Genomic DNA, 23462 nt, shown 5'->3' with positions numbered 1-23462 from the left:
GGCGGGCCGTCGCACCGCCGCCGCCGGCTCCCTCACTGCCTGGCGAGGCAGCCGCTCGCGGTAAGGTCCGTGATGGGCGCCGCGCCGGGGTGCGGGGCGAAGGCCGCCACCACCTTCGCCGCCACCTGGGCGCCAAGCGCGCTGCCCGCCACGTTCGACCAGCGGAAATGAGCCCCGCCATAGATGCGCGACTGCGCCTCTTCCTCGGCAAAGGCCCGCAGGCTCGTATAGTCGCCTGTCAGCCCGCGGTCGCCGGCAAAGGTGAAGTGCACCGGTCCGGTTCCGAACACCGCCTCCAGCGCCCCTTGCGCCGCCGAGCCGTTCGCGCAGTGCTGGCAGGGATACTCCGGGTGGCGCGGCGTCTCCAGCACCGGTGCCCAACTCGTGTCCGGGGCGATGTCGGGCCGGCCGAATCCGGCGCCGCCCTCGTGGATGACGGTGATCGGCCGCCAGAAGTTGTAGCGGTACTTGGCCGTCATGCCGGATATCAGCGTGTCCGACATGGCCAGGGTGAGCAGCGCGAGCGCACGGGCCTCCTCGACCACGGGCAGATCGCAGCGGGAGAGCAGACCCTCGCCGATCTGGATCCATGCGGCGGCGCCGGAGCCGGCGTGAAGCCGGGCGATCATCACCTTTTCCGGATCGGTCTGGCTTTCGAGGCCGCCACTCTCACGGACTTCCGCGAGGTCGCGCTGGAACTGGGCGCTGTCGAGCGACGGCGGCGGCGGCGGGAGCAGGGCGTCCGGTGCGGCGAGCACATAGGGACGCATGGCGGAGATGTTGGGCAGCACCATCGGCTTGTCGGAGGTCCGCCGATAGACGCCCGGAGCCTGCGGCGGCTCGGTATAGTCGCCGCCGAAGTCGGCGCCGTCCGCCGCGCGGGCGGCCAGCACCGCCTCCGCCGCGCGCTCGCCGAGTGCAAGGCTCGCCGACAAATCGCCGGAGCCCGCATGGCGGGCCAGCAGATTGTCGCGGCGGGCGGCCAGGGCCTGCACCTGGTCGGGCAGGAAGACGCTCAGGATGCGGAACGCCGCCTCGGACGCGGCCGCCGCCTCCGAACCGCCGGCAAGCGGCTCGTCGGTCAGCGCATAGGCGGAAAAGCGGCCGGCCACGCCATTGGCCGCATCGAACAGGGCAATGTTGAGGATCGTCAGTCCGCGCAACTGTTCGTGGGGCGACCAGTTGCTCTCGCGCATCGCCGTGCGGGCGATGTCCTGCCAGTCGAGCGCCACGCCGGCATCCGCCGGATCGGTGGTTGCGAGGGCCGCCGCGAAAGCGGCGGGCAAAAGGCCAGTCAGGATTGCCGTGGATCGCATCAAGGGTCCTCCGATGGGAATTCCGCAACCTTAGGAGGAAGTTCATCTTTGATGTAGAGCCCTGGATGTGATGGCGATCCTCAGGTTCGCCGAGGGCCGGCCGCCACCGCGGGCGCCCGCGTCGCGGCCACGAGCGCCATGGCGGCGAGGCTCGCAGCCAGGGCAAAGGTCGCCTGCATCGCGCTGGCGATCTGGTCCGGGCCGGCGGCCTGGAGCGTGTCGACGCCGGTCGCCAGCGCAAAGATCGTCCCCATCACCGAGGCCCCGGTGACGAGGCCGAGATTGCGCGACAGGTTGAGCATCGCCGAGGTGACGCCGAGCGTGTCGGCCGGCACGTCTTGCAGCACGGCGGTGTTGTTCGCCGCCTGGAACAGCGCGTAGCCCGAGGTCATCACGGCAAGCGGCAGCACATAGGCGGCAACGCCGAGGCTCGCCGGCAGCAGGGACAGCAGGAGCGCGCCGGCGCAGAGCGCGACGAGGCCGGCGACGCTCGTCGTTTGCGCCCCGACCCGATCAACGAGGCGTCCCGAGGGAACCCCGGCAATCGCGGCCACCGCCGGGCCGACGGACATCGCCAGGCCGATCGCGGTCGGGCCGAGCCCGAGCCCCCCGGCCAGATAGAACGGGCCGACAACGAGGGTGGCCATCATGATCGTCGAGACCAGCACGTTCATCACCAGCCCGCTTGCAAGTCGCCCCCTCGCAAGGAGGCCGATGCGGATGAGCGGGGCGGCAACCCGGCTCTCGACGGCGAGGAAGACGGCCGCGCCGGCAAGGGCTATGCCGAACAGGGCGGGCGAGACTGCTACGCGGGTGCTCGTCATCGACAGCGCATAGGCGGCAAGGGTTGCGCCGAGCAGAAACGTGCCGGCAAGATCGAAGCGTGGCCGGCCGGCCGCAGCGTCCCGGGGCGGATCGGCGGGCAGCGCGACGGCGGTGAGCGCGACCGCACCAAGCCCGAGCGGTACCATGACCAGGAACACCGCGGGCCAGCCGGCCGCCTCGATCAGTGCCCCTCCGAACGAGGGGCCGAGCGCCGTGCCGACGGCCGACAGGCTGCCGAGCAGGCCCATCGCGCCGCCCGTCCGCTCGCGAGGCACGACCTGTCCGACCATGGCCATGGCGAGCGCCATCATGGCGGCGGAGCCGGCGCCCTGCAGCGCCCGGGCGGCGATCAGGACCGGCAGCGACGGGGCCAACGCACACAGCAGCGAGGACGCCGAAAACAGTGTCAACCCGGCAAGAAGCAACCGGCGGCGCCCGAACATATCGCCGAGCCGGCCGATGCTGACGATCAGCGTGGTGACGGCCAGCAGATAGGCGATCACCACCCATTGCACCTGCGCGAAAGGAGCATCGAAGGCCTCCGCCAGCATCGGCAGGGCCACGTTGGCGATGCTGACGCCGATGGCGGAGAGCAGGGCCGACAGGCCAAGTGCCGCGACGGCAAAGCGCGGCGCGCCGATAGAACCTGTTTCGGAGAGGGTGGTACGGCCTTCGCTCACGATATCGGCCTCCTGCAGGTCACGCCCGCTGCGGGGGAAACAGTCGGTTGACGGCCCGCCGCGCCAGCGGGGCAACCACCAGCACGACCGGGAAGGCGACAACCCACGACGACAGCCAGCCGCCAAGCCAGATCGGCACGAAACCGTCGTCAAGGCCGATGGCACGGGCTGTGGCGATGCCGGAGACGATGAGCGACATCATCCCGGACAAGAGAAAACCGAAAGCGATCGGTGCAAGGCGGTGCTGGGTCATGAGGCGCGATCTTCGTGTGTTGAGGGCGATGTCGGAGTGATGGGAGCGGCCGCGGCGGCCAGGCCCCAATGGCTGCGGGCCTGGCAGACGAGCCAGCCGGCGGCGAACAGGCCGAGGCCGAAAACGGCGTGTCCGGACAGGCTGCGCATGCGGCCGGCGAAGGGATCGGGCGTCAGGCTCGCGGCAATGCCCGAGCCCATGGCCGGCTGCATCAGCAGGAACGGCGCGACGACGGACGCCACGCCGAAGGCGAGGGCCGGCAGCAGGGTCGGCCGGGCCAGCCATCCCCGACCGGCGAGGGCGATAAACAGCACGCCGAAGACAGCCCCGACCAGATAGTGGGCGCTCCAGCCGATCGCCACCTCGCCGGCGACGGGCGCGCTGGTGCGGATCGAGTCATGGAGGAACTGCCCCTCGCTCATATGGCCGATCCAGCGGCCGACCGGCGCCATGCTCGCCGGCCGCATGCCGAACAGGGTCGATCCGATCAGCGTCCACAGGTCAAGGACGGCGGTCGCGGCAAGGCCGAGTCTGACCGCGGCGGCGACATCCCGGGCATTCATGCCGCCGCCTCCGCGCTCGTGGCGCGCCTTGCGCGCACCACGCAATCGATCGCGGTGCCCGCGTGCGCGTGACGCTCGACCGTTCCGGCGGTCTCGATCAGGAGCCCGCCGTCCAGTGCGGCCGTGACATCATCGGCGGAGTAGAGCACGGCCGGGTCACGCGGGCCGCCGGAGCCATGCGTCAGGTTGCTCGTGTCGTGGCCGACGAGCAGCAGCGTACCGCCGGGCGCGGTCGCTGTGGCCGCCCGTTGCAGGATCGGGCCGAGCTCGAATTGCGGGATCTGCAGATAGGCGATCAGGACGAGATCATAGGCACCCGAGTGCGGCTCGAACTGGCGCAGGTCCGCGCTCTCGAACCGCACGTGCTCGCCGACGCCGTGGTGGGCTGCGGCCGCTTCGGCCTTGGCCAGTGCGACGTCCGAGAAGTCGACCGCGTGTACTTTCCAGCCGCGCCCGGCGAGCCAGAGGGCATTGCGCCCTTCGCCGGCGGCGAGATCGAGCGCACGACCTGGAAGAAGCCCGGCAGCCTCGCCCGCGACCCAGGCATTCGGCTCCAGCGTCCAGATGAACTCGCTCGTGTCATAGCGTCTGTTCCAGTCCTCGCGTTCCATGCCGCGCGCCTCCGTGGTCTTGCTCAGCGGCGCCAGCCGCTATGGCTCGCCGGATCGGGGCTGGCCTTCGCGGCCGGCTTCCGTCATCAATAGAGCGCAGCGATGACTGGCGGAACGCGCAAGGATCTCAGGTCATCATTGCATCTGACGCCATGTTCTCGCAGAGCTTGCGGAGCGACGCCGTGTTCCGTCCGGACCTGAACCTGCTTGTGACGCTTGACGTCCTCCTGTCGGAGGGCAGCGTCGCGGCCGCGGCGAAGCGGCTGCGGCTCAGCCCCTCGGCGATGAGCCGGCAGCTCGCACGGCTGCGCGAGGTCACGGGGGATCCGCTTCTGGTGCGCGCTGGGCGCGGCCTGGTTCCGACACCGCGGGCGATCGAGCTCGCACCTCTTGCGGCCACTCTGGTGCGCGATGCCGAGGAGATGCTGCGCCCCGCGCAGCGCCTCGACCTCGCCGGGCTGGTGCGGCGGTTCACCTTGCGCGTGACGGATGGGTTCCTGGAGAATTTCGGGCCGGCCCTGATCGCGCGCGTCGAGGCGCAGGCGCCCGGCGTCCGGTTGCGCTTCGTGCAGAAGACGGACCGGGACAGCGCCCCTTTGCGCGACGGCTCCGTGGATCTGGAGACCGGCGTCGTCGGGCGTCACCATGGCCCCGAACTCATGACCCAGGCGCTGTTTCGCGACCGCTTCGTCGCGGTGGTGCGCCCGGGCCATCCTCTCGCGGACGGTATTGTGACACCGGAGTGCTATGCTGCGGCCCGTCATGTTCTGGTCTCGCGCAAGGGCGTGGAGCGCACCCATGTGGACGAGGTGCTCGCGACACTCGGCCTGACGCGGGCGATCGCGACGGTGGTGGGGAGCTTCTCGGCGGCGCTCGCCCTTGCTGGCGCGACCGACCTTGTCGCCACCGTGCCGGAGCGCCACACCGGCTCCTTGCGCGATCGGCTGATCACGTTCTCTCTTCCCGTCGCTCTGCCGGAGATCACCGTTTCGCTGCTTTGGCATCCGCGTCACGATGCCGATCTCGCCCACCGCTGGCTGCGTGGCTGCGTGCGGGAAATATGCTCTAGCGGTGCGGTCCCGGAGGCAGACCCCGCCCCCGAGGCGCCGGTTGGGGTATCCCGGGCGTAGACCGCCTCTCGCCAGAATTCTCAGGCCACGACCTGGCTCTCTTGCCGGCAGGAGGCCTTCAGGAAGGTCAGGAATGCCTTCTGGACAGGCCCCGGCTGCCAATCGGCTCTCGTGGTCACGCCGATCGACCGGCTGGTCTCGGGCAGCGGGAACGGAACCACCTTCAGCAGGTTCAAGCGCTCGTCGATCACGATCTGGCGCAGCGACAGCAATGTCAGCCGATCGCTCTCGGCAAGGATGCCGCGCGTGGCCACCAGCGAGCTGGTTTCGATATTCGCGCGGGGACGGCAAGGCGTGTCGGCAAACAGCATGTCGAAGGCGCGCCGTACGGGCGTCCCCGCGCGGGGGATCACCCAGTCGTATTGCGAGAGCATCTCCCGGGTGACGTGCGGCGCGTTCAGCAATGGATGGCCGGCACGGGCGATGATCGCATAAGGGTCGGAAAAGAGGGGTTCTTCGACGACGTCCGTCGCCGGTGGCGGCTGGCGGAGGGCACCGAGAAGGAAATCCACGGTGCCATGACGAAGGTCGTTGAGGACGGTCTCATAGGGGCCGTCGATGACTTCCACCTTCGCTTCCGGGTGCTGTTTCAACAGGCTGTTGATCGCCCGCGGGAGAATGAGCGTGCGTGACAGCGGCAGGGACGCGACGGCAACGCGCCCGGCAACCTGTCCCTTGAGCGCATCGATCTCCTCCGCAGCGAGGTCCAGTTCACGCAAGGCGACACGAAGCCGGCGCGCGAGTTCCTGTCCGACGCGGTTTGCGCTCACGCCCAATGACGACCGCACGAAGAGCCGCCTGCCGACAATCTTCTCCAGATCGCGCGCCGACCGATTGAGGGACGGTTCGGCGATCTGCAGCCGGCGCGCGGCGACGCTGAACGATCCGGCTTCGGCAACCGCAATGAACGCCCGCATCTGGGGATAGGTGAGACGGTTCAGGACCGCGGCGGCAACCTCCGGGTTGCGCCCTCCGGCAGCGCCCATGCCCTGCGAGATTGCCGTTACGCTTTGCCGGAAGAAGCGGGTCACCCGGGCTTCGAGCGCTGTCCCCGCATCCGTCGCATAGGTCCCGTTCGCCCGCCTCGTCAGCAGCGACGCGTCGAAGTGCTTCTCCAACTGCTTCATCGCCTGGGTGACGGCAGGCTGGGTGAGGCTGACCGCCTGGGCGGCGAGATTGATGCTGTTGTGCCTGAACACGGCCTCGAAGGCGCGCAGGTGGCGCAAATTCGGGATCACCCTCGTTCTCCAGCGTTTTCTCGCAACCGCACTTCGCAATTTCTTATATCCCTTACCACGCCTTTGATTAGCGAGGCTCCCTTTTTCCTGTCAGGTCATGTGCAGATGACAGCAAGGGAAAATCGCGGTCTGATGAGCAAGAAAACGGCTTTGGTGGTGAGTGCCCATTCCGCAGACTTCGTGTGGCGCGCAGGCGGTGCGATCGCGCTTCATGCCCGAAAGGGTTATGAGGTGACGGTGGTCTGCCTGTCCTTCGGCGAGCGCGGTGAATCGGCCAAGCTCTGGAAGGTGCCGGGTTTCACGGTCGAGGCGGTGAAGGAGAACCGCAAGCGGGAGGCGGAGAGAGCCGCCGACGCGCTCGGCGTTGCGGATATTCAGTTCTACGATCTCGGCGACTATCCGCTGACCATTCCCGACGAAGCGTTCCACAGGCTCGTCGATCTCTACCGCGCCATCAGGCCGGAATTCGTCCTGACGCATTCGCGCAAGGACCCTTATAACTTTGACCATCCGCTGACGACGGAGTTTGCCCAGCATGCGCGCGTCATTGCCCAGGCGCATGGCCATAAGCCGGGTGAAAAGGTCCTGGGCGCGCCGCCGGTCTATCTCTTCGAGCCGCACCAGCCCGAGCAATGCGACTGGAAGCCCAACTTCCTGCTCGACATCACGCAGGTCTGGGACAGGAAGCGGGCCGCCATCGAATGTATGGAAGGCCAGGAACACTTGTGGGAATATTATACCCGCGTCGCGCTTCAGCGGGGTGTCCAGGCCTCCCGCAATTCCGACTACAAGATCGCATACGGGGAAGGCTACGAAGCGGTCTTCCCGCATGTGACGGGCGAACTCGGTCACGGGGCGGTGGCATGAGCGTCGTCGTCACCTCCGTGGAGCGCCCACCCCTTACGGTGGTGGACGCGCTTGCCGAGCCAGGCGTTGCCACCGTGCACGAGGCGCAGGGACGCATCGGCCTCCTGCAGTCTCACATGCGCCCGATCTATCGCGGCGCGCGCGTGGCGGGAACCGCCGTCACGGTCTCGATCCCACCCGCCGACAACTGGATGCTGCATGTGGCGGTGGAGCAATGCAGCGAAGGCGACATTCTCGTGGTGTCGCCGACATCGCCCTGCGATGCCGGCTATTTCGGCGAACTGCTCGCCTGCTCGCTCAAGGTGCGCGGCGTGCGCGGGCTGATCATCGAGGCGGGCGTGCGGGACGTGCGCGAGCTCGAGGAGGCCGGGTTCCCCGTCTGGTCGAAGGCGATCTCCGCCCAGGGAACGGTCAAGGAAACGCTCGGCTCGATCAACATACCGATCGTGTGTGCCGGTCAGACGATCGAGCCGGGCGACGTGATCGTGGCCGACGATGACGGTGTCGTCGTGGTCCGCCGGCAGGAAGCCGAGGACGTGCTGCAGAAGAGCAAGGCGCGCCTGGAGAAGGAAGCCGAAACCCGCAAGCGGCTGCTGGCCGGCGAGTTGGGGCTCGATATCTACGGCATGCGCCAACGGCTGAAGGAAAAGGGGCTGCAGTATCGCTGACGCTGGTGTGGTGGATTTGACAGACGCCTCGTTCCGGTGGCGACCGCCCGAGCGTCTTTCAGATTCGAAAACCACATTGGAAACATAAACTTGCCAGTCATCTCCTGAATCTGAGTTCGTACAGGGCATGCCGCCAGGTGTGACGAACTTCAGCTTCGGGTGACTGGGGCGGCGCCTGCGGCCGGGAGGACAGACTGTCGTGACCATCATCGCGTTCATCGGTTTCGGCGAGGCCGCTCAAGCCATCGCCGCGGATCTCAACAAGGCTGACGGCGTCTCCCGCCTGCTCGCCTATGACCTTCGTTTCGCGAACGCGGCGGGGGATCTGCAAGAGGCAGCCCTGGCTCGCGGTGTCGAGCCGCTGGCGGATATCGCCGGCATCGGGGAGGCCGAGATCGTGCTGTCGCTCGTGGTCGGCGCGGCCGCGATACCCGTTGCCCGCAGCGCGGCTCCCCACCTGCGGGAGGGGCAGGTCTATGTCGATCTCAACTCGATCGGCCCGCAGGCCAAGGCGCAGGTCGGTGAGGCGCTGGCCAAGGCTGGAGGGGGCGTCTTCGTCGAGGGCGCGGTGATGGCGCGCGTCCCGCCCTTTGGCAGCCGCGTTCCGATCCTGGTTGCGGGGCGCTGCGCGGCGGATGTCGCCGAACGGCTCAATGCGATCGGCATGTGCTGCGAGGCCGTGGGCGAGCGGATCGGTCAGGCTTCGGCCGTCAAGATGATCCGCTCCGTCATGATCAAGGGGGTGGAGGCACTCCTGATCGAGAGCCTGACGGCCGCCGAGCGGGCCGGGGTCACCGAGCGCATCCTGGAGTCGATCGCCGAGACCTTTCCGGGCATCGATTGGCGCGAGACCGCCACCTATTATATCGGCCGCACGCACCAGCATGGCGCCCGCCGCGTCACGGAAATGAACGAATCCGCCGAGACCCTGCGGGGCCTGGGTGTGGAGCCGGTCCTGTCGAACGCCATCGCAGCCACCATCGCGAACGCCCATGCGCGGCTTGCTTCGGCCGCGCTGCCGCCGAACACCCACTACGGGGCTTTGCTGCATGTTCTTGCGCAGGACAGCGTGGCGGCAATGGTCTCGGACGGGGGACGGTGACATGGGCGGCATGATCGAGGCCCTGGGCACCATCTTCAGTATGTGGGGACTTGCCTGCCTCCTCGCGGGGACCGCGATCGGCATCATCGTCGGCGCCCTGCCGGGGCTGGGTCCCTCCATCGGCATCAGCCTGCTGATCCCTTTCACATATACGCTCTCCCCGGAACTCAGCATGCTGCTGCTCGTGTCGCTCTACATGGGCGCCGAGTATGGCGGTTCGGTCAGTGCGATCCTTCTCTCCACCCCTGGGACCGCGGCCGCGGCATCGACCGCGCTCGACGGCTATGCGATGACGCGACAGGGGCGGGCGAACGAGGCCCTGGCGATTTCGCTCGGCTCGTCCGCTGTTGGCGGCGTGATCGGCGGACTGGCCTTGCTGGTCCTTGCCGGGCCGCTTGCCTCGCTGGCATTGAAGTTCGGTCCCGCGGGCTATTTCGCTGTCGGCCTCTTCGGCCTGACGTCGGTTGCCGCACTCTCCGGCGGCTCGCTGGTAAAAGGCCTTCTTGGCGCGGCATTCGGCCTTGCCATTGCCACGGTCGGCATCGATCCGATCGCCGGCGTCCCGCGCTTCACCTTCGGTTTCATCGAGCTTTATGAAGGTGTGCCTTTCCTCACCGCGCTGATCGGCTTGTTTGCCGTGTCGGAAGCGCTCGTCCTTGCCGAAAAGGGCATCCGGTCCTCGGCAGACGGTCAGGGTCCGGTGCGCAGTGTGCTGCTGCGCGCCAGGCAGTGGCGGGACCTGTTCCCGACGATGCTGTCCGGCTCCGTCATCGGCACGCTGCTCGGCATCCTGCCGGGCGTCGGCGGCAACATCGCCTGCTGGATCGCACGAGATTTCGCGCGCCGACGCGACAAGGATCCCGACAGCTTCGGGCACGGCGCGGAAAAGGGCGTCGCCGCTCCCGAAGCCGCGAACAATGCAACCGTCGGCGGCGCGCTGATCCCGCTCCTGTCGCTGGGTGTCCCGGGTTCGCCCACGACGGCCGTACTTGTCGGGGCGCTGATCCTGCATGGCCTGCGGCCGGGTCCGCAGCTCTTCTCGGAGGCGCCCGCGCTCGTCTATTCGATCCTGATCGGGGTGATCGTCAGCGCGCTTGCCATGTTCGCCGTCGGAACGCTGTGCCTGCCGATCTGGGCGAGGGCCATCAGACTGCCGCGTTCGGTCATCGCCACCGGCATCATGGCTTTTGCGGTTCTCGGCGCCTTCGCCCTGCGCAACCTCGTCTTCGACGTCTCGATGATGCTTCTGTTCGGTCTGCTGGGATATGTGCTGAAGAAGCTCCGCTTCTCCGTCGCGCCCATCGTGCTGGCGATGGTTCTTGGGTATCTCGTGGAATCCAATTACCGCACGGCGCTCGTCACATCGCAGGGCAGCTATTCCATCTTCGTGACGGACCCGATCAGCGTCACGTTCCTGATCCTGAGCGCAGTCAGCCTCATACTGCCGATCCTGCGCAGCCTTCGCAGCCGACGGAGATCGGCGCTCTAATCCTGACAACTGGGAGGAAAAACGATGTTCAGACTGATGCGACATGCGAAAAAGGTCGTGGCGACGATCGCCCTTGGCACGGCCTTCGCCTTTCCTGCGGCGCAAGCTGCGGAGTTTCCCGAAAAGCCGGTGACGCTCGTGGTGTGGTCGGGCGCGGGCGGCGCGCTCGACGTCTACGGCCGTAAACTCGCCGAACTCCTGGAGAAGCAGGCGGGATGGACCGTCAAGGTGGAGAACAGGCCGGGCGGAACCGGCGCCGTCGGCATGTCCGCCGTGCTCACGCAGCCGGCGGATGGCTACAACATCCTCGTCCACACCGGCGCGCTGACCTTCGGCATCGCGCAGGGCCTGATCCCCTTCAAGCTGGAGGATCTTCGCTTCCTGCGGGCGATGCAGTCCGAGCCGTCATCGCTTGCGGTGAGAGCCGATAGCCCGTTCCAGAGCGCGGAGGAGTTCATCGCCCACATGAAGGCCAACCCCAATGGGTTGAGAGTAGGTGGCCACGCGCCGGGCGGCTTCCACCAGTACATGCTCTACCAGCTCATGCAGCAGGGCGAATTCGAGAGCGGCTGGATACCGCATGATGCGTCGGGCAAGGTGGCCCTGGCGCTGATGGGCGGTCATATCGATGCGGCGATGATGACCCCGTCCAGCGGACTGGCGCAGGTCGAGGCCGGCCAGATCAGGCTGCTTGGCATCTCGACCGAAGAGCGCTCGGATTATTTCCCTGATACGCCCACGTTCAAGGAACAGGGCTATGACCTCGTGGACGAGATCTGGCGCGGGATCGCCGTGAAGGCAGGCACGCCGGACGAGGCGGTGAACGCCATCCAGAAGGCCATCGACAAGGTCACCGCGTCTCCCGAATGGCAGACGTTCCAGGCGGACCAGAAACAGGAAAGCCCGGATTGGCAGGAGGACGAGTTCACCGCCAATGTCGGCAGGCAGCTTGACAGCCAGGCGGCATTCCTGAAGGCCGCAGGTATCACCCAGTAACGGATGCGGGCGGCGGCGTCCGCGCCGTCGCCCGTCATTCGACCCCGGCCACGGAGAACGGTCATGACGCGCTGGTTTCATTTCCTTGCCGCCGTGGGCTTCCTCGGCTGGAACGGGTTCTTTCTCGTCAGCGCACTGTCGCTGCCGGCCAGCGCTTCGCGCGGGGATGTCGGGCCGGCGGAACTGCCCGTCGGCATCGCCGCAGTCGGCATGGCGCTTGCCGTTACCTATGCCGCCGCGGCGCTTCTCGGCCGCGAGGGCGGCATCGACGGCGCGCTGTCCATCAGGCCGCTGATCTTCGCCCTGCTGTTCGCCGGCGTGATCCTGGCCGCGCCCCATACAGGCCTCGCGGTGGCTCTGGCGGCCGCCGTCGCGCTGGGCGTCGTGCTCATCGATGGAACCGCCGCAATTCTGCGGGCGGGGGCCGCCGGTCTCGGCGCTTGGGCTCTTGCCGCTTTGGGTTTCGGCGGACTGCTCGGTCTGCCTCTGCCCTGATGCCTGTATGGAGATGAGTGATGGATGACGGTATTGCCTGTATGATGATGCGCGGCGGCACGTCGAAAGGCGCCTATTTTCTCGCCCGGGATCTGCCGGAGGATGGCGAGGAGCGTGACCGACTGCTCCTGTCGATCATGGGCTCGCCGGATGCGCGCCAGATCGACGGCATCGGCGGGGCGGACCCGCTCACCAGCAAGGTGGCCGTGATCCAGCCGTCCAAACGGCCGGGTATCGATGTCGACTACCTGTTCCTGCAGGTCTTCGTCGACCAGCCACTGGTCAGTTCCGGCCAGAATTGCGGCAACATCCTTGCCGGCGTGGCCGCCTTCGCGGTGGAGCGGGGGCTGGTCCGGGGCGCGGACGGGGAGACGACCGTCACCGTCTTCATGGAAAACACCGGTCAGACGGCGCGCGCCACCATCCCCACCCCAGGCGGGAGACCGACCTATCGGGGCACGGCAGCGATCGACGGAGTTCCCGGCGGGGCCGCCCCGGTGCTCCTGAGCTTCGCCGATGCGGCCGGCTCCACCTGCGGCGCACTCCTGCCCACCGGCCGCGCCTGCGACGAGATCGAGGGCATAGCCTGCACCTTGATCGACAACGGCATGCCCGTTGTCGTCCTCAGGGCCGAGCATCTGGGCATCAGCGGCTACGAGACGCGCGAAGAGCTGGAGGCGAACGCGGATCTGCGCGCCCGTCTGGAGCGTATCCGCCTTGCCGCCGGCCCGCTGATGAACCTCGGCGATGTTGCCGAGAAAAGCGTGCCGAAGATGACGATGGTCGCCCGGCCGAGCAACGGCGGTACGATCATGACGCGGACCTTCATCCCCCACCGCTGCCATGCCTCGATCGGCGTGTTCGGCGCGCTCAGCGTGGCGACCGCCTGCCTCCTGCCGGGTTCGCCGGCACACGCCCTGGCCTCGATCCCCGAAGGAGACCGCAAGGCGTTGCGCGTGGAGCACCCGACCGGACAGTTGGAGATCGTCGCCGCCATGGACGAGACCAGCGGTGAGATCCGCGAGGCGGCCTTCGTGCGCACCGCGCGCAAGCTGTTCGACGGCCGCGTCTTTCCGCGCTGAACTGGAGAGGGAGAGGACGGACGCGGCGGCGCTTTCCGTCCTCTCCCGCTTTTTGCCTCCTCGCGGGTCTTGCAGCCGTCAGGACCAGTACAGCCGCGTCGGATTGTCCACCAGAAGTGCCTGAAGCTGCGCGGGTTTTGGCGCGATGATCTGCAGAAGATCGACCAGCGCGCCGTCGTCCGGCATGTTCTCCTTGATGTTGGGATGCGGCCAGTCCGTGCCCCAGAGAACGCGGGAGGGAAAGCTCTCCACCAGAAGCTGCCCGTATCGTGCCGCGTCGTGAAAGGGCGGTCCGGTGCGCGAAACGCGCTCGGAGCCGCAAACCTTCACCCAGAAACGTTCGTCTTCCATCAGGTCAAGGAGAAGCCGGAAGGCAGGCTGGTCGACACCCGCGCTGGCGTCGATCCGTCCCATGTGATCCACCACCATCGGCAGGTCGAGCGTCTTCAGGAAAGGCGCCAGTTCTTCCAGCCTGTGCGCGTCGAAATGGACGACAGCATGCCAGCCGAGCGGGATGACCTTGGCGACGATCGCCCGGATCGCGGCAAGATCGGCGGGAGCGCCGAGATGAGCCACGAAGTTGAAGCGAACGCCCCTCACGCCGCCCTCGTGCAGCGCCTGCAGGTCTTCCTCCGTAACGTCACGCTCGACCATCGCGACGCCGCGATAGCGGCCGCCGGCCGCGGCGATGGCGTCCAGCATCGCGCGGTTGTCGGTGCCGTGGCAACTCGCTTGTACCAGCACAGAACGCTCGATCCCGAGATGCCGATGGAGGGCGAAAAGCGTCTCCTTCGGCGCGTCGATGGGGGTGTAGGTCCGCGAAGGGGCAAACGGGAAGCGGGCCGCCGGGCCAAACACGTGGCAATGGGCGTCGCAACTCCCGGCGGGCAGCACGATTTCGGGCTTCTTCGGATTTTGATGAAACGGCAAAGCAGTCATTTATGGTCTCTGGTTGCGGGGAATCCGAGGGTCGGGCCTGGCCGCGGTGTTTGCGCTCCTGAAGACAGCGCCGACCAGCACCGCAAGCCCGACCGCGCGAGCGGCCAGGGTAAGCGCGTCGGTGGCGTCGACTGCCGTCGGCCATGCGACCAGAAGGGCACCTGCGGCGAAAGCGATCCTTTCGAGCCCGCTCAGGGGCCGCACGAGCCAGCCCGCGAACGCCACCGAGAGGCCGGCGATTGCGAGGGTGGCGAGCACGATCGAAATGGCGATCTGCATGCCGGTGCCGGTCATCAGGAGGCCGGGCATGGTCACGAAAGCAAAGGGCACCAGCAGCTTCACGAAGCCGAGGCGCATGGATTCGACCGCTGTGGCATTCGCGTCGGCGCCGGCGATGCTTGCCGCCGCATAGGCCGCAAGCGCCACTGGCGGTGTGATTGCCGAGACCAGCCCGAAATAGAAGATGAACATATGCGCCACGATCGGCGACAGTCCGAGCCGCGTGAGCGCGGGTGCCACGAGGACAGCCAGAAGCAGATAGGCCGCCGATGTGGGCAGGCCCATGCCGAGCACGAAGGAGGCAAGCGCTGTCAGCAGCAGGATCGCCCACAGATTCGCCCCGCCCAACTCGACGATGAGGCTTGAAAGCATCAGGCCCATTCCGGTCAGGTTGAGCACCCCGATGACCACGCCTGCGGCGGCGACCGCCGCAACGATGGGGAGGGTTGCGGTCAGCGTGTTGCGGCAGACCAGGGCGAGGTCCAGCGGCCCCATCCGTGTCTCCTTGCGCCACGGGCTGATCAGAAGGGCGAAGGCAAGGCAGTGGACGGCCGCCTGGGTGGGCGTCATGCCGCGCATGAGCAACACGACGAGAGCGATCAGCGGCAGGAGGAGATATCCGCGCCGCGCCAGCGTCTCCCAAAGAAACCGCCACCCGCCGGACGTATCGCGCTCCAGCCCCAGCCGGCCGGCTTCCAGCCGGACCGCGATCAGGAGAGCGAGAACGTAGAGCAGGCCCGGCACCAGTGCTGCAAGGGCGATCTGCTGGTAGGGCACGCCGATCATTTCGGCCATGAGGAAGGCCGCCGCTCCCATGATCGGCGGCAGGATCTGTCCCGCCGATGAGGCGGCCGCCTCGATCGCGCCGGCGAGCGTCGGCGAATAGCCGACGCGCTTCATGAGCGGGATGGTAAAGGTGCCGGTGGTGACCACATTGGCCACCGCGCTGCCGTTGATGGTGCCGAGCATCGCGCTTGAGAGTGCGGCAGACAGACCGGGGCCGCCCTGCACGCGCCCGGTCACGCCACGCGCGATGTCGACGAACACCTCGCCGGTGCCCATCTTCATCAACAGCGTGCCGAGCAGTGCGAACAGGAAGATGTATTCCACCGCCACACCCATGGGCACGCCGAAGACGCCTTCGGTGGACAGGAACAGCGTGGAGGCGAGGCGCGAGATGTCATAGCCGCCATGGCCGTATTTGCCGGGAATGAGATACCCGAAATAGGCATAGGCAAGGGAGACGGCGGACAGCACCACCAGCGCCCGACCGAGGGTGAGGCGCACGAGGATGATCACGACGAGAAGCAGCGTGAGAAAGATGATCTCGTCCGTGCGGGTCGCGATCGCCCCGCGCATGATGACGTCCAGATAGGAATGCCAGAGATAGGGGCCCGGCACGAGGGCCCCGGCCGCCAGCACATAGCATGCGACGCGGCGATAGCCGGGGCGCATGCGCAGCGCCGCCCCGGCAAGTCCCGCCGCCGCCACACCCGAAAAGAACAGGGAGCGCAGGAGCAGTGCCGTTATGCCGCCGAAATAGGCGCCATAGACGACAAGACCGGTGACCGCCAGCGCAAGCAGCGTGTAGATGATCGAGACCATTCCCGCTTCCCGCTTGCCGGTCAGATACCACGGCAGCCGGAGCTTGCTCATCATGTCGGCCATCGCAGGATAAAACCGGCCGGGACTAGCGGCGTTCATCGAAGTAGCGCTGCGCGCCCGGGTGAAGCGGGATCGGCGTGTTCGGCGCCGTTTCAAGCGCGATGGCGGCCGCCTGCGGATGCACCTGCGCCAGGGTGTCGAGATGATCGAAGACCGCCTTCGTGATGCTGTAGATCGTCTCTTCCGGTGCGCTCTCGCTGGTGAAGAGGGTCGCGGGGTCGTTGATGGCGATCACCGGCGCGTCCTGGCCGCTATAGGTGCCGGCGGGGATCTCATAGGACTGGTAGAAAGGGTAGCGTGCGACAAGATCTGCCAGCCGCTCGGTTTCCACGGAGATCAGCCGCATGTCCCGCTGGGCTGCGAGATCGATGAGGGCCGCGGTCGGGGCTCCGGCGAGAACCACCGTGGCATCGAGCGTGCCGTTCAGGAGGGCACTGGTGCCTTCGGTGTAGGAAAGGAACTGTGCGGTGCCCGCGTCGAAGACGCCGTAGGCTTCCAGGATGCGCTGGGCGAGAACGGCGGCATTTGATCCGGGAGGGCCGAGATTGATTCGCTTGCCGGCAAGGCCTTCGATCGTTGCGATGCCGGACTCTGCGGTGGTCGCGATCTGCAGAACCGCCGGATAGAGATAGGCCATGGCGGAGACCGGCAGCGCCCGCTCGAAGGGACCTTCGCCGACGGAGGCTTCGTAGAGCGTGGAGGACGAGGAGAAGCCGAACGTCATCTGGCCGGCGGCGACCCGGCGGATGTTTTCCACCGATGCGCCGGTAACCTCGGCGCGCGCGGTGGTGCCTGCCATGTTCTGGTTGAGCAGATCCGCCACGCCGGCTCCGATCACGTAGAAGAGCCCGCCGGTGCCTCCGGTGCCGATGGAGATGCGCTCTTGCGCCACTGCCGGACCGGCAATTGCAGCGGCAAGTCCCGCCGCAAGCACTGTCTTGAGAAAATCCATGAAACCCTCCCTTGCTGTGTGATGTTCTTATTCGGTCGCCTGACGCGTCTCCTCAGCCAGGCCCCGGAAGCTCGCATAGCTTGCGCCGACGAGTTGATTGATCGCCGCCTCGTGGTCGCTGCCGTCGACCTCCCCGTCGGAAAGCCGCGTCACGCGCTCCGGATTGATGAGGGCGTAGTAGAGGCCGCCGAGCAGGAACTGGCTGCGCCAGACGAGCCCCTCGTGCGACGCACCCGGCACGCATTCGCCGATCGCCTCCAGAAAGGTCCGGCTCATCGCATCGAAGGCGTTGGCGATGATTGCGCGCGCATCCTCGTTGCCTTCGGCGGACAGGACGGCGCGCATGCGGGTGAACTCGGCTCCTCCGCCGTCGTGATCGGAGGACGAGGAATAGGCCGGCACGATGTAGGCCCTGAGGATCGCCATCAGGCGTTCGTCCGGATTCTGGACGCGCCTTGCTTCTCCGAGCAGTTCCAGGCGGCGGCGGTTCATCGGCGCGGTGTGGCGATCGTAAATCTCGCGCAGGAGATTCGCCTTGGAGCCGAAATGATAGGTGAGGCTTCCCACGTTCACGCCCGCGGCCTTGGCAATCTCCCGCATGGAAACGGCGTTGTAGCCGTTGCGGGAGAACAGCTTCACCGCAGCTTCCAGCAGCGCCTCTCGGATGTTTCCCTGTCGCATCTTCAATCTGACTGCTTGACCAAATTTCTTATACAAATGTACAAATAAGATGTTCGAGTCAACAGCCATTCCGATGGCGCATGGCTCCTGCTGACACAAACCCAATCCGCACGGGGCCTTTGCTCATGACCGAGACCGCTGCCACAGCCGCCATAGCCCGCGAAATCGCGCCAAAAGGTCGCCTGCGCGTCGCGCTCAACCATGGCAATGTCGTCCTGGTGCAGCGCGGCGGTGCGGATGGGGAGGCGCGGGGGATTACGGTTGACCTTGCGCGCGCATTGGCCGGTCGGCTCGGCCTCGACGTTGAATTCGTCCATTTTCCGCGCGCGGGCGACGTGACGGACAACGCTGGTGCCGATATCTGGGACGTGTGCTTTCTGGCCGTCGATCCCCAGCGGGCGGAGCAAATCGCCTTCAGCGCACCTTATGTCGTGATCGAAGGGTGCTACCTCGTTCCAGACGGGTCGACCGCGGCAACTGCGGCGGACGTGGACCGGCTGGGATTACGGATCGGCGCGGTGCGGGGCAGTGCCTATGCGCTGCACCTGGCGCGCACCGCCGAGGGCGCGCAGATCATAGCATTCCAGCACTTCACCGAGGCTGCCGAGGCGCTGGCGGATGGTTCGGTCGACGGCTTGGCCGGCGTGAGACAGGCCATGGAGCAGCACGCCTCGTCCACCCCCGGGTACCGGCTCCTCGAGCCCCCTTTCATGGAGATCAGGCAGGCCATGGGCGTTGTGGCGGGGCGCCCGAACGCGGCGGAATTCGTTCGCCAGTTCATTGACGAGATGCGCGCGAGCGGCCGCGTCGCCGAGGCGGCGAAGCGGCACGGCATCGAGGGCGTGACGTTGCCATGAGCCTGTGGCTTCAGCTTTTGCTCCACGCGCCCGGAGCAGGCGCAGTCGCCGCAGGACCTTCACGACCAAGGGCTTGCGATGTGCGGCCGCGACCGACCGCCAAGGCACGACAGAGGGTCAGCCGTTCGACCCTTCTCCACTGACGAGAGCGAGCACGCGCAGCGGGCTGCCCGACCCGTTGAGGATCTTGAGTGGCGCGGTGATCAGGGTCGCGCCGGTTGCCGGCAACTGATCGAGGTTGCGCAGGCATTGCAAGCCGTATCGACCGGCACCGTGCAGGAAGTGGTGCGCCGGATGGGGCGGATTGAAATGCGCGGCCTGGCCGGCATCGGTGCCGATGGTCTCGGTGCCGAAGCCGAGGATGCCGCGCTCCTCCACCAGCCATTGCATGACCTGCGGATCGGGCCCTGGCGTATGCGCACCATCCGCTCTCAGGTTGGCATAATCTTTCGCGCTGCGCTTGGACCAGTCGGTGCGCAGCAGCACCCAGCTTCCTTCGGCGACCTGGCCGTGAACCCGCTCCCAGGCCTCCACGGCTGCTCGCGTCAGCAGGAAGTCCGGGTCGGCCGCCGCCTCGCGCGAGCAGTCGATGACGCAGGCCGGCGCGATCATGTGCTCCACGGGAAGCGTGTCGACGGCATTGTTTGGCAGGGCCCTGCCCGTGTGCCAGTGGATCGGCGCGTCGAAATGGGTCCCGGTGTGCTCGCTCAAGGTGATGTTGTTCCAGTACCATCCCGGCCCGTCCGCGTCGTAGCGGGATATCTGCTGGATGCGCAGGGGAGAGGCCTGTCCGAACTCGGGCGGCAGCACGATCACCGGAAACTCCGGCGACAGCGTGAAGGTGAGATCGACGAGGCGCAGCGATCCCGCTGCGATGGCGGCCGCAATGTCGTGTGGCGTGAAATCGGTCATTGTCCTGCCTGTCCGTTGCCCTGACGCGCCAGCTCGTGTTCCAGTGCCTTGGGGTTGGCCTGCAACCTGCGCCGGACATCCTCCGCAACGTCCCCGACGAACACATCCTCGATGCCCCTGTCCAGGGCCGACACGATCGCCTTGGCGAGGGTCTGCGGTGCGACCTTGGGCGGCGGCACGGTCTGGAACCATTCGGTGTCGAGCGGCCCCGTGAAGAGGTTGATGACGCGGATTCCGCCGGGTCGCATCTCCGCGCGCAGGCAGTGCGACAACGACAGGCAGGCGGCTTCCACCGCGCTGAAGGTGCCGTAGGCGGGCCAGTTGGCGAGAGCGTAGACGGAGAACAGGTTTACCCATGCGACGGCACTGTCGATACCGTCCGCCCCCCTGCCGCGCATCGCCGGACCGAAGGTCTGCGCCAGATGCACGAGGCCCAGATAGTTATGCTCGATCTCGCTGCGGATCGTTCCGGTGCCGCGCCGGTCGAGGAGACCGCCGGGGCGGGCATATTCGGCGGTGTTGACAAGGATGTCGACCTTGCCGCCGATATCGGCGGCGAGATCCCGCACGGATCGTTCGTCGGTCACGTCAAGCGGGACGATCTCGCAGGATTGCGGCAACGCCTCGCCGTCGAAGGGCTTCCATGGCTCCGCGATGCCGACATGCACCGTCGCTCCCGCGGCCGCCAGAGCCGCCGCGGTCGCCCGGCCAACCGCGGTGCGTCCGTCCGTCACCAGCGCGCGGCGAAATTTCGGGGAAGCCGTCATCTCCCGCCATTGCGGGTCGTCCGCCGCGTCGGGGGAAGTGTTGGCGGGCCTTGCGAATGCGGCGGCAAGGCCCGCCTTGTCCAGTTGCAGGGACATCGTCACCCGGTCTCCTTGCCCGCAACCGGCATGAAGATGCGCCAACACGACGGGGCCGCAATCGAGCTTGACCAGGGCGACGCGCCAGGGCGCGCGTTCCTTGAAATAGACATCGGCGGGGACGCGCACCGTCGTCTCGGAGACGACGAGACCGCCTGTCGGGGCGTCCTCCAGCGCAAGCTCGACCGACAGGCAGACGGGACAGGCATCGTGGGCGGGGTAACAGAACGTGCCACAGTCCCGGCAGCGCTGCAGGGCGAAGCGTCCTTCGGCAGCCGCCTTGGTCAGCAGCATCCCGGACCGGCTGCGGATGACCGGGGGGAGTGCCTGGCGTCTCGTGCGCTGCAAAGGGGTCCTGCGCGCGGGTTTCTGCAACGGTTCCACCATCACGACTCTCCCGCAAGGATCACCGCCCCGGAGGAGAGGCCGCGATCGTAGTTTATCATGCCAAAACCGGATGCGAGGCCAACCCGCGCACCCGGCACCTGTGTCGGTCCGGCGGTGCCGAGCACCTGGCGCACCGCTTCGGTGACCCCGAGATAGGCGCCGGCCGCGCCGGCTTGCCCGGCCGAGAGCTGGCCGCCGGAGGTGTTGTGCGGAAACGTGCCGTCGATGGTCAGATCGTGTTGCTGCACGAAGGCGGCGCCCTCCCCCTTCCTGCAGAATCCGAGGTCTTCCAGTTGCATCATCACGATGACCGGATAGTCGTCATATGTCTGCACGAAATCCATGCGATCCGGCCCGACGCCGGCCATCGCATAGAGGTCGTCGATGTCGGCGACCCAGCCGCCATGGTTCTGCACCACGTCGTCGAGGCGGGCATTGTGCCGTTCGATGGAGCCGAGGATGCGCGCGCCCTTTATGCCGGCGGATGCTGCGGTTTCCTCGCGCATGACCAGAAAGGCTTCCGCGCCGGCACAGGGCATGACGCAGTCGTAGAGATGGATCGGATCGGCAATGGGCCGGGCCGCCATGTACTGCTCCAGCGTCAGCGGCGTCTTCATCAGGGCGTTCGGGTTGCGCAGGGCATTGGCGCGCTGCGCCACCGCGATGCGCCCGAGATCCTCGCGGCGGACACCGAAGCGGTTCATGTAATGGCGGGCGATCAGCGCGAAGCTCGCATTGGCCCCGCCGGCGCCATAGGGATAGACGGCGTCCTGCGAGAAGCGAGAGAAATTCTCCAGGGTGCGACGGAACGAGTCCACGTGGTTGGTATCGCCGCCGACACAGGCGACCACATCGCAGTCGCGCGCCTGCACCGCGCGGGCCGCTCGGCGCAGCGCCGCGATGGCGCTCGCCCCGCCAAGCGGTATGTGGTCGAGCCAGCGCACGCTGAGACCGAGATGCTGGGTCAGGCCGATGGCGGTGTCCGGACCGACGGTGAAGCTCGACAGGCAGAAGCCGTCGAACTCGCGCGCGGAAATGCCGGAGGTTTCGGCCAGGGCACGCAGAGCGCGGGCTATCCACCAATGTGCGCTTTCGATCGAATAGCGCTCATAGGGGATCGTCACCGGCGCGGCGATCACCACTCCGTCATAGGGCGTTCTGGGGGAAGCGGGTTTGGGCATTGCAGCAGGTTACCCGTTGGCGATCGTCAGGACGACGTCGATGTTTCCGCGCGTTGCTTTCGAGAAGGGGCAGCGCTCATGCGCACCGGCCACCAGCCTTGCCGCGGTGTCATGGCTAACACCCGGCATCGCGACCACGAGTTCGACAGCGAACATGTAGCCGCCATCGACGGCGCCGACCCCCACCTTTGCCGTCACGGCCGCATCGGCCGGGACCGCGACCTTGTCGAGCCGTCCGACGAGCTTGATCGCGCTGAGGAAGCAGGCGGCATAGCCGGCAGCAAAGAGCTGTTCCGGATTGGTGCCGCCGCCGCCTGGTCCGCCGAACTCTGCGGGTATGGAGAGGGAGACATCCAGACGCCCGTCGCTGCTGGCGGCACGACCATCGCGCCCTCCGCTGGCCGTGGCCTCGGCGGCATAAACGATCTTCTCGGGCGTCATTTCAGGAAATCCTCTCGAAGGGAACGGGCAGGCGTACCTTGCGCGACAAGTTGGCGGAAGTCGTGCCTGGCGCGGTCGCCGGCAAGGCGGAAGCTCGGTCCCCGGCTCGGCTCGATGCCGCTGAGCGCCCGGAGCTGCCCCCACATCTCCGCCGATTTGAGGGCCACCGCCGCGCAGTTGAGAACGGGTGCGTGACCGATCTTGAAATCGCGTTCGCCCCCGATCAGCAGGCCAGGCAGCACTCCGGCGGGCACGATCACATCGGCGCCGCGCTCCACCATCGTCCGGGCGCAGGCGGAGAACTGCGCCAGCAGCCGCTCCCTGGCAAGGTCGTCGCCGGCGAAGCAACGGTCGAAATCCTCCGGTCGGCACCCCAGGCCCGCAACGTGCTGGACCCGGCCCGCAAGGCCGTATCGTTCCGCCTGTTCGAGATGCCAGACCTCGAATGCCGGATCCAGCGTCACCAGCCCCAGGCGCCGGCCGAGCTGCGAGGCGGCCAGGAGCGTGGCTTCGCCGACCCCGACCACCGGGATCCTCAGGGCCGACCGGAGCTCGTAGAGGCCGGGATCCTGGAAATGTCCCATGACATAGGCATCGAAGCCGTCGGCTTCCGCGCCGAGGCCGGCGTCCACGGCCTGTATGGCGCAACGAAACTCCGCCAGCCGGCCGAAATCTCGGTCGGGAGGGGACATGCCGAAGACGTCGACCCGCGTGCCGGGCGCCGCGATGTCGTTGAGAAAGGTTCGAAGCGTGTCCAGGTAGGACGCACCGACCGCCTCGTCGACGAAGCTCTGCCAGAAAATGCGCATCTAGCCGCCGCTCGCCAGCGAGGCGCGCCTTTGCGGCCGCTCGCCGCTCGCGAGCCGGGGTGACGTCCCGTGCCGACCTCCCTCCAAACCGTGGTGCACGCCTGCCCTCCCGCTGCGATCAGTAGCCATAAAATTATGCATCAACATAGATTGACATATAAATCATATTGCGCCTTACTGT

Annotated in this window: 24 protein-coding genes and 2 pseudogenes; 10 read left to right on the top strand and 16 right to left on the bottom strand. The window is 67.1% G+C overall.

Features of this window, described 5'->3' with window-relative positions; translation table 11 throughout:
• Positions 1 to 32 precede the first annotated feature (32 nt).
• From P2PM1_RS13630 to P2PM1_RS13610, 5 genes are all read right to left on the bottom strand, one after another.
• Positions 33 to 1316, bottom strand: a complete 1284-nt coding sequence (locus P2PM1_RS13630; protein ID WP_186399401.1) for a vanadium-dependent haloperoxidase — start codon at positions 1314 to 1316, stop codon at positions 33 to 35.
• 80 nt (positions 1317 to 1396) lie between these two features.
• Positions 1397 to 2821, bottom strand: coding sequence for an MFS transporter (locus P2PM1_RS13625; protein WP_244301503.1), 1425 nt, complete (start codon positions 2819 to 2821; stop codon positions 1397 to 1399).
• Between the two features lie 19 nt (positions 2822 to 2840).
• Positions 2841 to 3074 (bottom strand): DUF2798 domain-containing protein, encoded by a 234-nt coding sequence (locus P2PM1_RS13620; protein ID WP_186386001.1) that lies wholly within the window; start codon positions 3072 to 3074, stop codon positions 2841 to 2843.
• Complete coding sequence (locus tag P2PM1_RS13615; RefSeq protein WP_186399400.1) at positions 3071 to 3637, bottom strand: DUF2938 domain-containing protein; 567 nt, start codon at positions 3635 to 3637, stop codon at positions 3071 to 3073. The genes P2PM1_RS13620 and P2PM1_RS13615 overlap by 4 nt, the downstream gene beginning before the upstream one ends.
• Positions 3634 to 4248: a bifunctional 2-polyprenyl-6-hydroxyphenol methylase/3-demethylubiquinol 3-O-methyltransferase UbiG gene (locus P2PM1_RS13610; protein WP_186399399.1), complete on the bottom strand. Its 615-nt coding sequence runs from the start codon at positions 4246 to 4248 to the stop codon at positions 3634 to 3636. The genes P2PM1_RS13615 and P2PM1_RS13610 overlap by 4 nt, the downstream gene beginning before the upstream one ends.
• A 182-nt stretch (positions 4249 to 4430) precedes the next feature.
• On the opposite strand from P2PM1_RS13610, the gene P2PM1_RS13605 reads away from it, so the two are divergent.
• On the top strand, positions 4431 to 5378 hold the full coding sequence (locus tag P2PM1_RS13605) for a LysR family transcriptional regulator (RefSeq protein ID WP_186399398.1): 948 nt from the start codon (positions 4431 to 4433) through the stop codon (positions 5376 to 5378).
• 20 nt (positions 5379 to 5398) lie between these two features.
• Here the strand turns inward: P2PM1_RS13605 and P2PM1_RS13600 are convergent, their stop codons facing one another.
• Positions 5399 to 6616: a LysR substrate-binding domain-containing protein gene (locus tag P2PM1_RS13600; RefSeq protein ID WP_186399397.1), complete on the bottom strand. Its 1218-nt coding sequence runs from the start codon at positions 6614 to 6616 to the stop codon at positions 5399 to 5401.
• 132 nt (positions 6617 to 6748) lie between these two features.
• On the opposite strand from P2PM1_RS13600, the gene P2PM1_RS13595 reads away from it, so the two are divergent.
• From P2PM1_RS13595 to P2PM1_RS13565, 7 genes are all read left to right on the top strand, one after another.
• Positions 6749 to 7483 (top strand): PIG-L deacetylase family protein, encoded by a 735-nt coding sequence (locus P2PM1_RS13595; protein WP_186386092.1) that lies wholly within the window; start codon positions 6749 to 6751, stop codon positions 7481 to 7483.
• Complete coding sequence (locus P2PM1_RS13590) at positions 7480 to 8151, top strand: 4-carboxy-4-hydroxy-2-oxoadipate aldolase/oxaloacetate decarboxylase (protein ID WP_186399396.1); 672 nt, start codon at positions 7480 to 7482, stop codon at positions 8149 to 8151. Before P2PM1_RS13595 ends, P2PM1_RS13590 begins: the two co-directional genes overlap by 4 nt.
• Before the next feature lie 199 nt (positions 8152 to 8350).
• The gene (locus P2PM1_RS13585) at positions 8351 to 9253 is read left to right on the top strand and encodes an NAD(P)-dependent oxidoreductase (RefSeq protein WP_186399395.1); all 903 of its coding nucleotides are present in this window, start codon (positions 8351 to 8353) and stop codon (positions 9251 to 9253) included.
• 1 nt (position 9254) lies between these two features.
• Entirely contained in the window at positions 9255 to 10742 is a 1488-nt protein-coding gene (locus P2PM1_RS13580; RefSeq protein ID WP_186399394.1) for a tripartite tricarboxylate transporter permease, read from the top strand.
• A gap of 36 nt (positions 10743 to 10778) precedes the next feature.
• Entirely contained in the window at positions 10779 to 11738 is a 960-nt protein-coding gene (locus P2PM1_RS13575) for a tripartite tricarboxylate transporter substrate binding protein (protein ID WP_371636730.1), read from the top strand.
• A gap of 63 nt (positions 11739 to 11801) precedes the next feature.
• On the top strand, positions 11802 to 12233 hold the full coding sequence (locus P2PM1_RS13570; protein WP_186386008.1) for a tripartite tricarboxylate transporter TctB family protein: 432 nt from the start codon (positions 11802 to 11804) through the stop codon (positions 12231 to 12233).
• A gap of 17 nt (positions 12234 to 12250) precedes the next feature.
• Entirely contained in the window at positions 12251 to 13315 is a 1065-nt protein-coding gene (locus P2PM1_RS13565) for a 4-oxalomesaconate tautomerase (protein WP_186399392.1), read from the top strand.
• A gap of 78 nt (positions 13316 to 13393) precedes the next feature.
• Here P2PM1_RS13565 and P2PM1_RS13560 read toward each other — a convergent pair whose 3' ends face one another.
• The 4 genes from P2PM1_RS13560 to P2PM1_RS13545 are packed head-to-tail and all read right to left on the bottom strand — an operon-like array spanning position 13394 to position 17831.
• Positions 13394 to 14209: an amidohydrolase gene (locus tag P2PM1_RS13560; RefSeq protein WP_371636715.1), complete on the bottom strand. Its 816-nt coding sequence runs from the start codon at positions 14207 to 14209 to the stop codon at positions 13394 to 13396.
• Positions 14210 to 14254: 45 nt separating this feature from the next.
• Positions 14255 to 16192 carry a TRAP transporter fused permease subunit gene (locus P2PM1_RS13555; protein ID WP_208985268.1) on the bottom strand — a complete coding sequence of 646 codons (1938 nt, stop codon included), beginning with the start codon at positions 16190 to 16192 and terminating at the stop codon, positions 14255 to 14257.
• A 31-nt stretch (positions 16193 to 16223) separates the two neighbouring features.
• A complete protein-coding gene (locus tag P2PM1_RS13550; protein ID WP_186399389.1) occupies positions 16224 to 17150 on the bottom strand; it encodes a TAXI family TRAP transporter solute-binding subunit in 927 nt (308 codons plus the stop codon).
• Between the two features lie 27 nt (positions 17151 to 17177).
• Entirely contained in the window at positions 17178 to 17831 is a 654-nt protein-coding gene (locus tag P2PM1_RS13545; protein WP_186395693.1) for a TetR/AcrR family transcriptional regulator, read from the bottom strand.
• 125 nt (positions 17832 to 17956) lie between these two features.
• On the opposite strand from P2PM1_RS13545, the gene P2PM1_RS13540 reads away from it, so the two are divergent.
• Positions 17957 to 18688 (top strand): transporter substrate-binding domain-containing protein, encoded by a 732-nt coding sequence (locus tag P2PM1_RS13540; protein WP_186399388.1) that lies wholly within the window; start codon positions 17957 to 17959, stop codon positions 18686 to 18688.
• 117 nt (positions 18689 to 18805) lie between these two features.
• Here the strand turns inward: P2PM1_RS13540 and P2PM1_RS13535 are convergent, their stop codons facing one another.
• The 3 genes and pseudogenes from P2PM1_RS13535 to P2PM1_RS25810 all read right to left on the bottom strand — a co-directional run.
• The gene (locus P2PM1_RS13535) at positions 18806 to 19600 is read right to left on the bottom strand and encodes a cyclase family protein (protein ID WP_186399387.1); all 795 of its coding nucleotides are present in this window, start codon (positions 19598 to 19600) and stop codon (positions 18806 to 18808) included.
• Positions 19597 to 20463, bottom strand: a complete 867-nt coding sequence (locus tag P2PM1_RS13530) for an SDR family NAD(P)-dependent oxidoreductase (protein WP_371636728.1) — start codon at positions 20461 to 20463, stop codon at positions 19597 to 19599. The genes P2PM1_RS13535 and P2PM1_RS13530 overlap by 4 nt, the downstream gene beginning before the upstream one ends.
• A 6-nt stretch (positions 20464 to 20469) precedes the next feature.
• Positions 20470 to 20733: pseudogene (locus P2PM1_RS25810) on the bottom strand (Zn-ribbon domain-containing OB-fold protein); the annotation flags it as partial.
• Between P2PM1_RS25810 and P2PM1_RS25805 the strand changes: the two are divergent.
• Positions 20727 to 20777, top strand: a pseudogene (locus P2PM1_RS25805) (hypothetical protein); the annotation flags it as partial. The pseudogenes P2PM1_RS25810 and P2PM1_RS25805 sit on opposite strands and share 7 nt — an antisense overlap.
• 72 nt (positions 20778 to 20849) lie before the next feature.
• Here P2PM1_RS25805 and P2PM1_RS13525 read toward each other — a convergent pair.
• The 3 genes from P2PM1_RS13525 to P2PM1_RS13515 are packed head-to-tail and all read right to left on the bottom strand — an operon-like array spanning position 20850 to position 23281.
• Entirely contained in the window at positions 20850 to 22031 is a 1182-nt protein-coding gene (locus P2PM1_RS13525; protein WP_186399385.1) for a thiolase family protein, read from the bottom strand.
• Positions 22032 to 22040: 9 nt separating this feature from the next.
• Positions 22041 to 22472, bottom strand: coding sequence for an organic hydroperoxide resistance protein (locus P2PM1_RS13520; protein ID WP_186399384.1), 432 nt, complete (start codon positions 22470 to 22472; stop codon positions 22041 to 22043).
• Entirely contained in the window at positions 22469 to 23281 is an 813-nt protein-coding gene (locus tag P2PM1_RS13515) for an aspartate/glutamate racemase family protein (RefSeq protein WP_186399383.1), read from the bottom strand. The genes P2PM1_RS13520 and P2PM1_RS13515 overlap by 4 nt, the downstream gene beginning before the upstream one ends.
• Positions 23282 to 23462 lie beyond the last annotated feature (181 nt).

Source organism: Stappia sp. P2PMeth1, assembly GCF_900185735.1.
In the GTDB taxonomy this organism is placed as follows: Bacteria; Pseudomonadota; Alphaproteobacteria; order Rhizobiales; family Stappiaceae; genus Stappia.
This window is presented reverse-complemented; position numbering and strand designations above follow the sequence as displayed.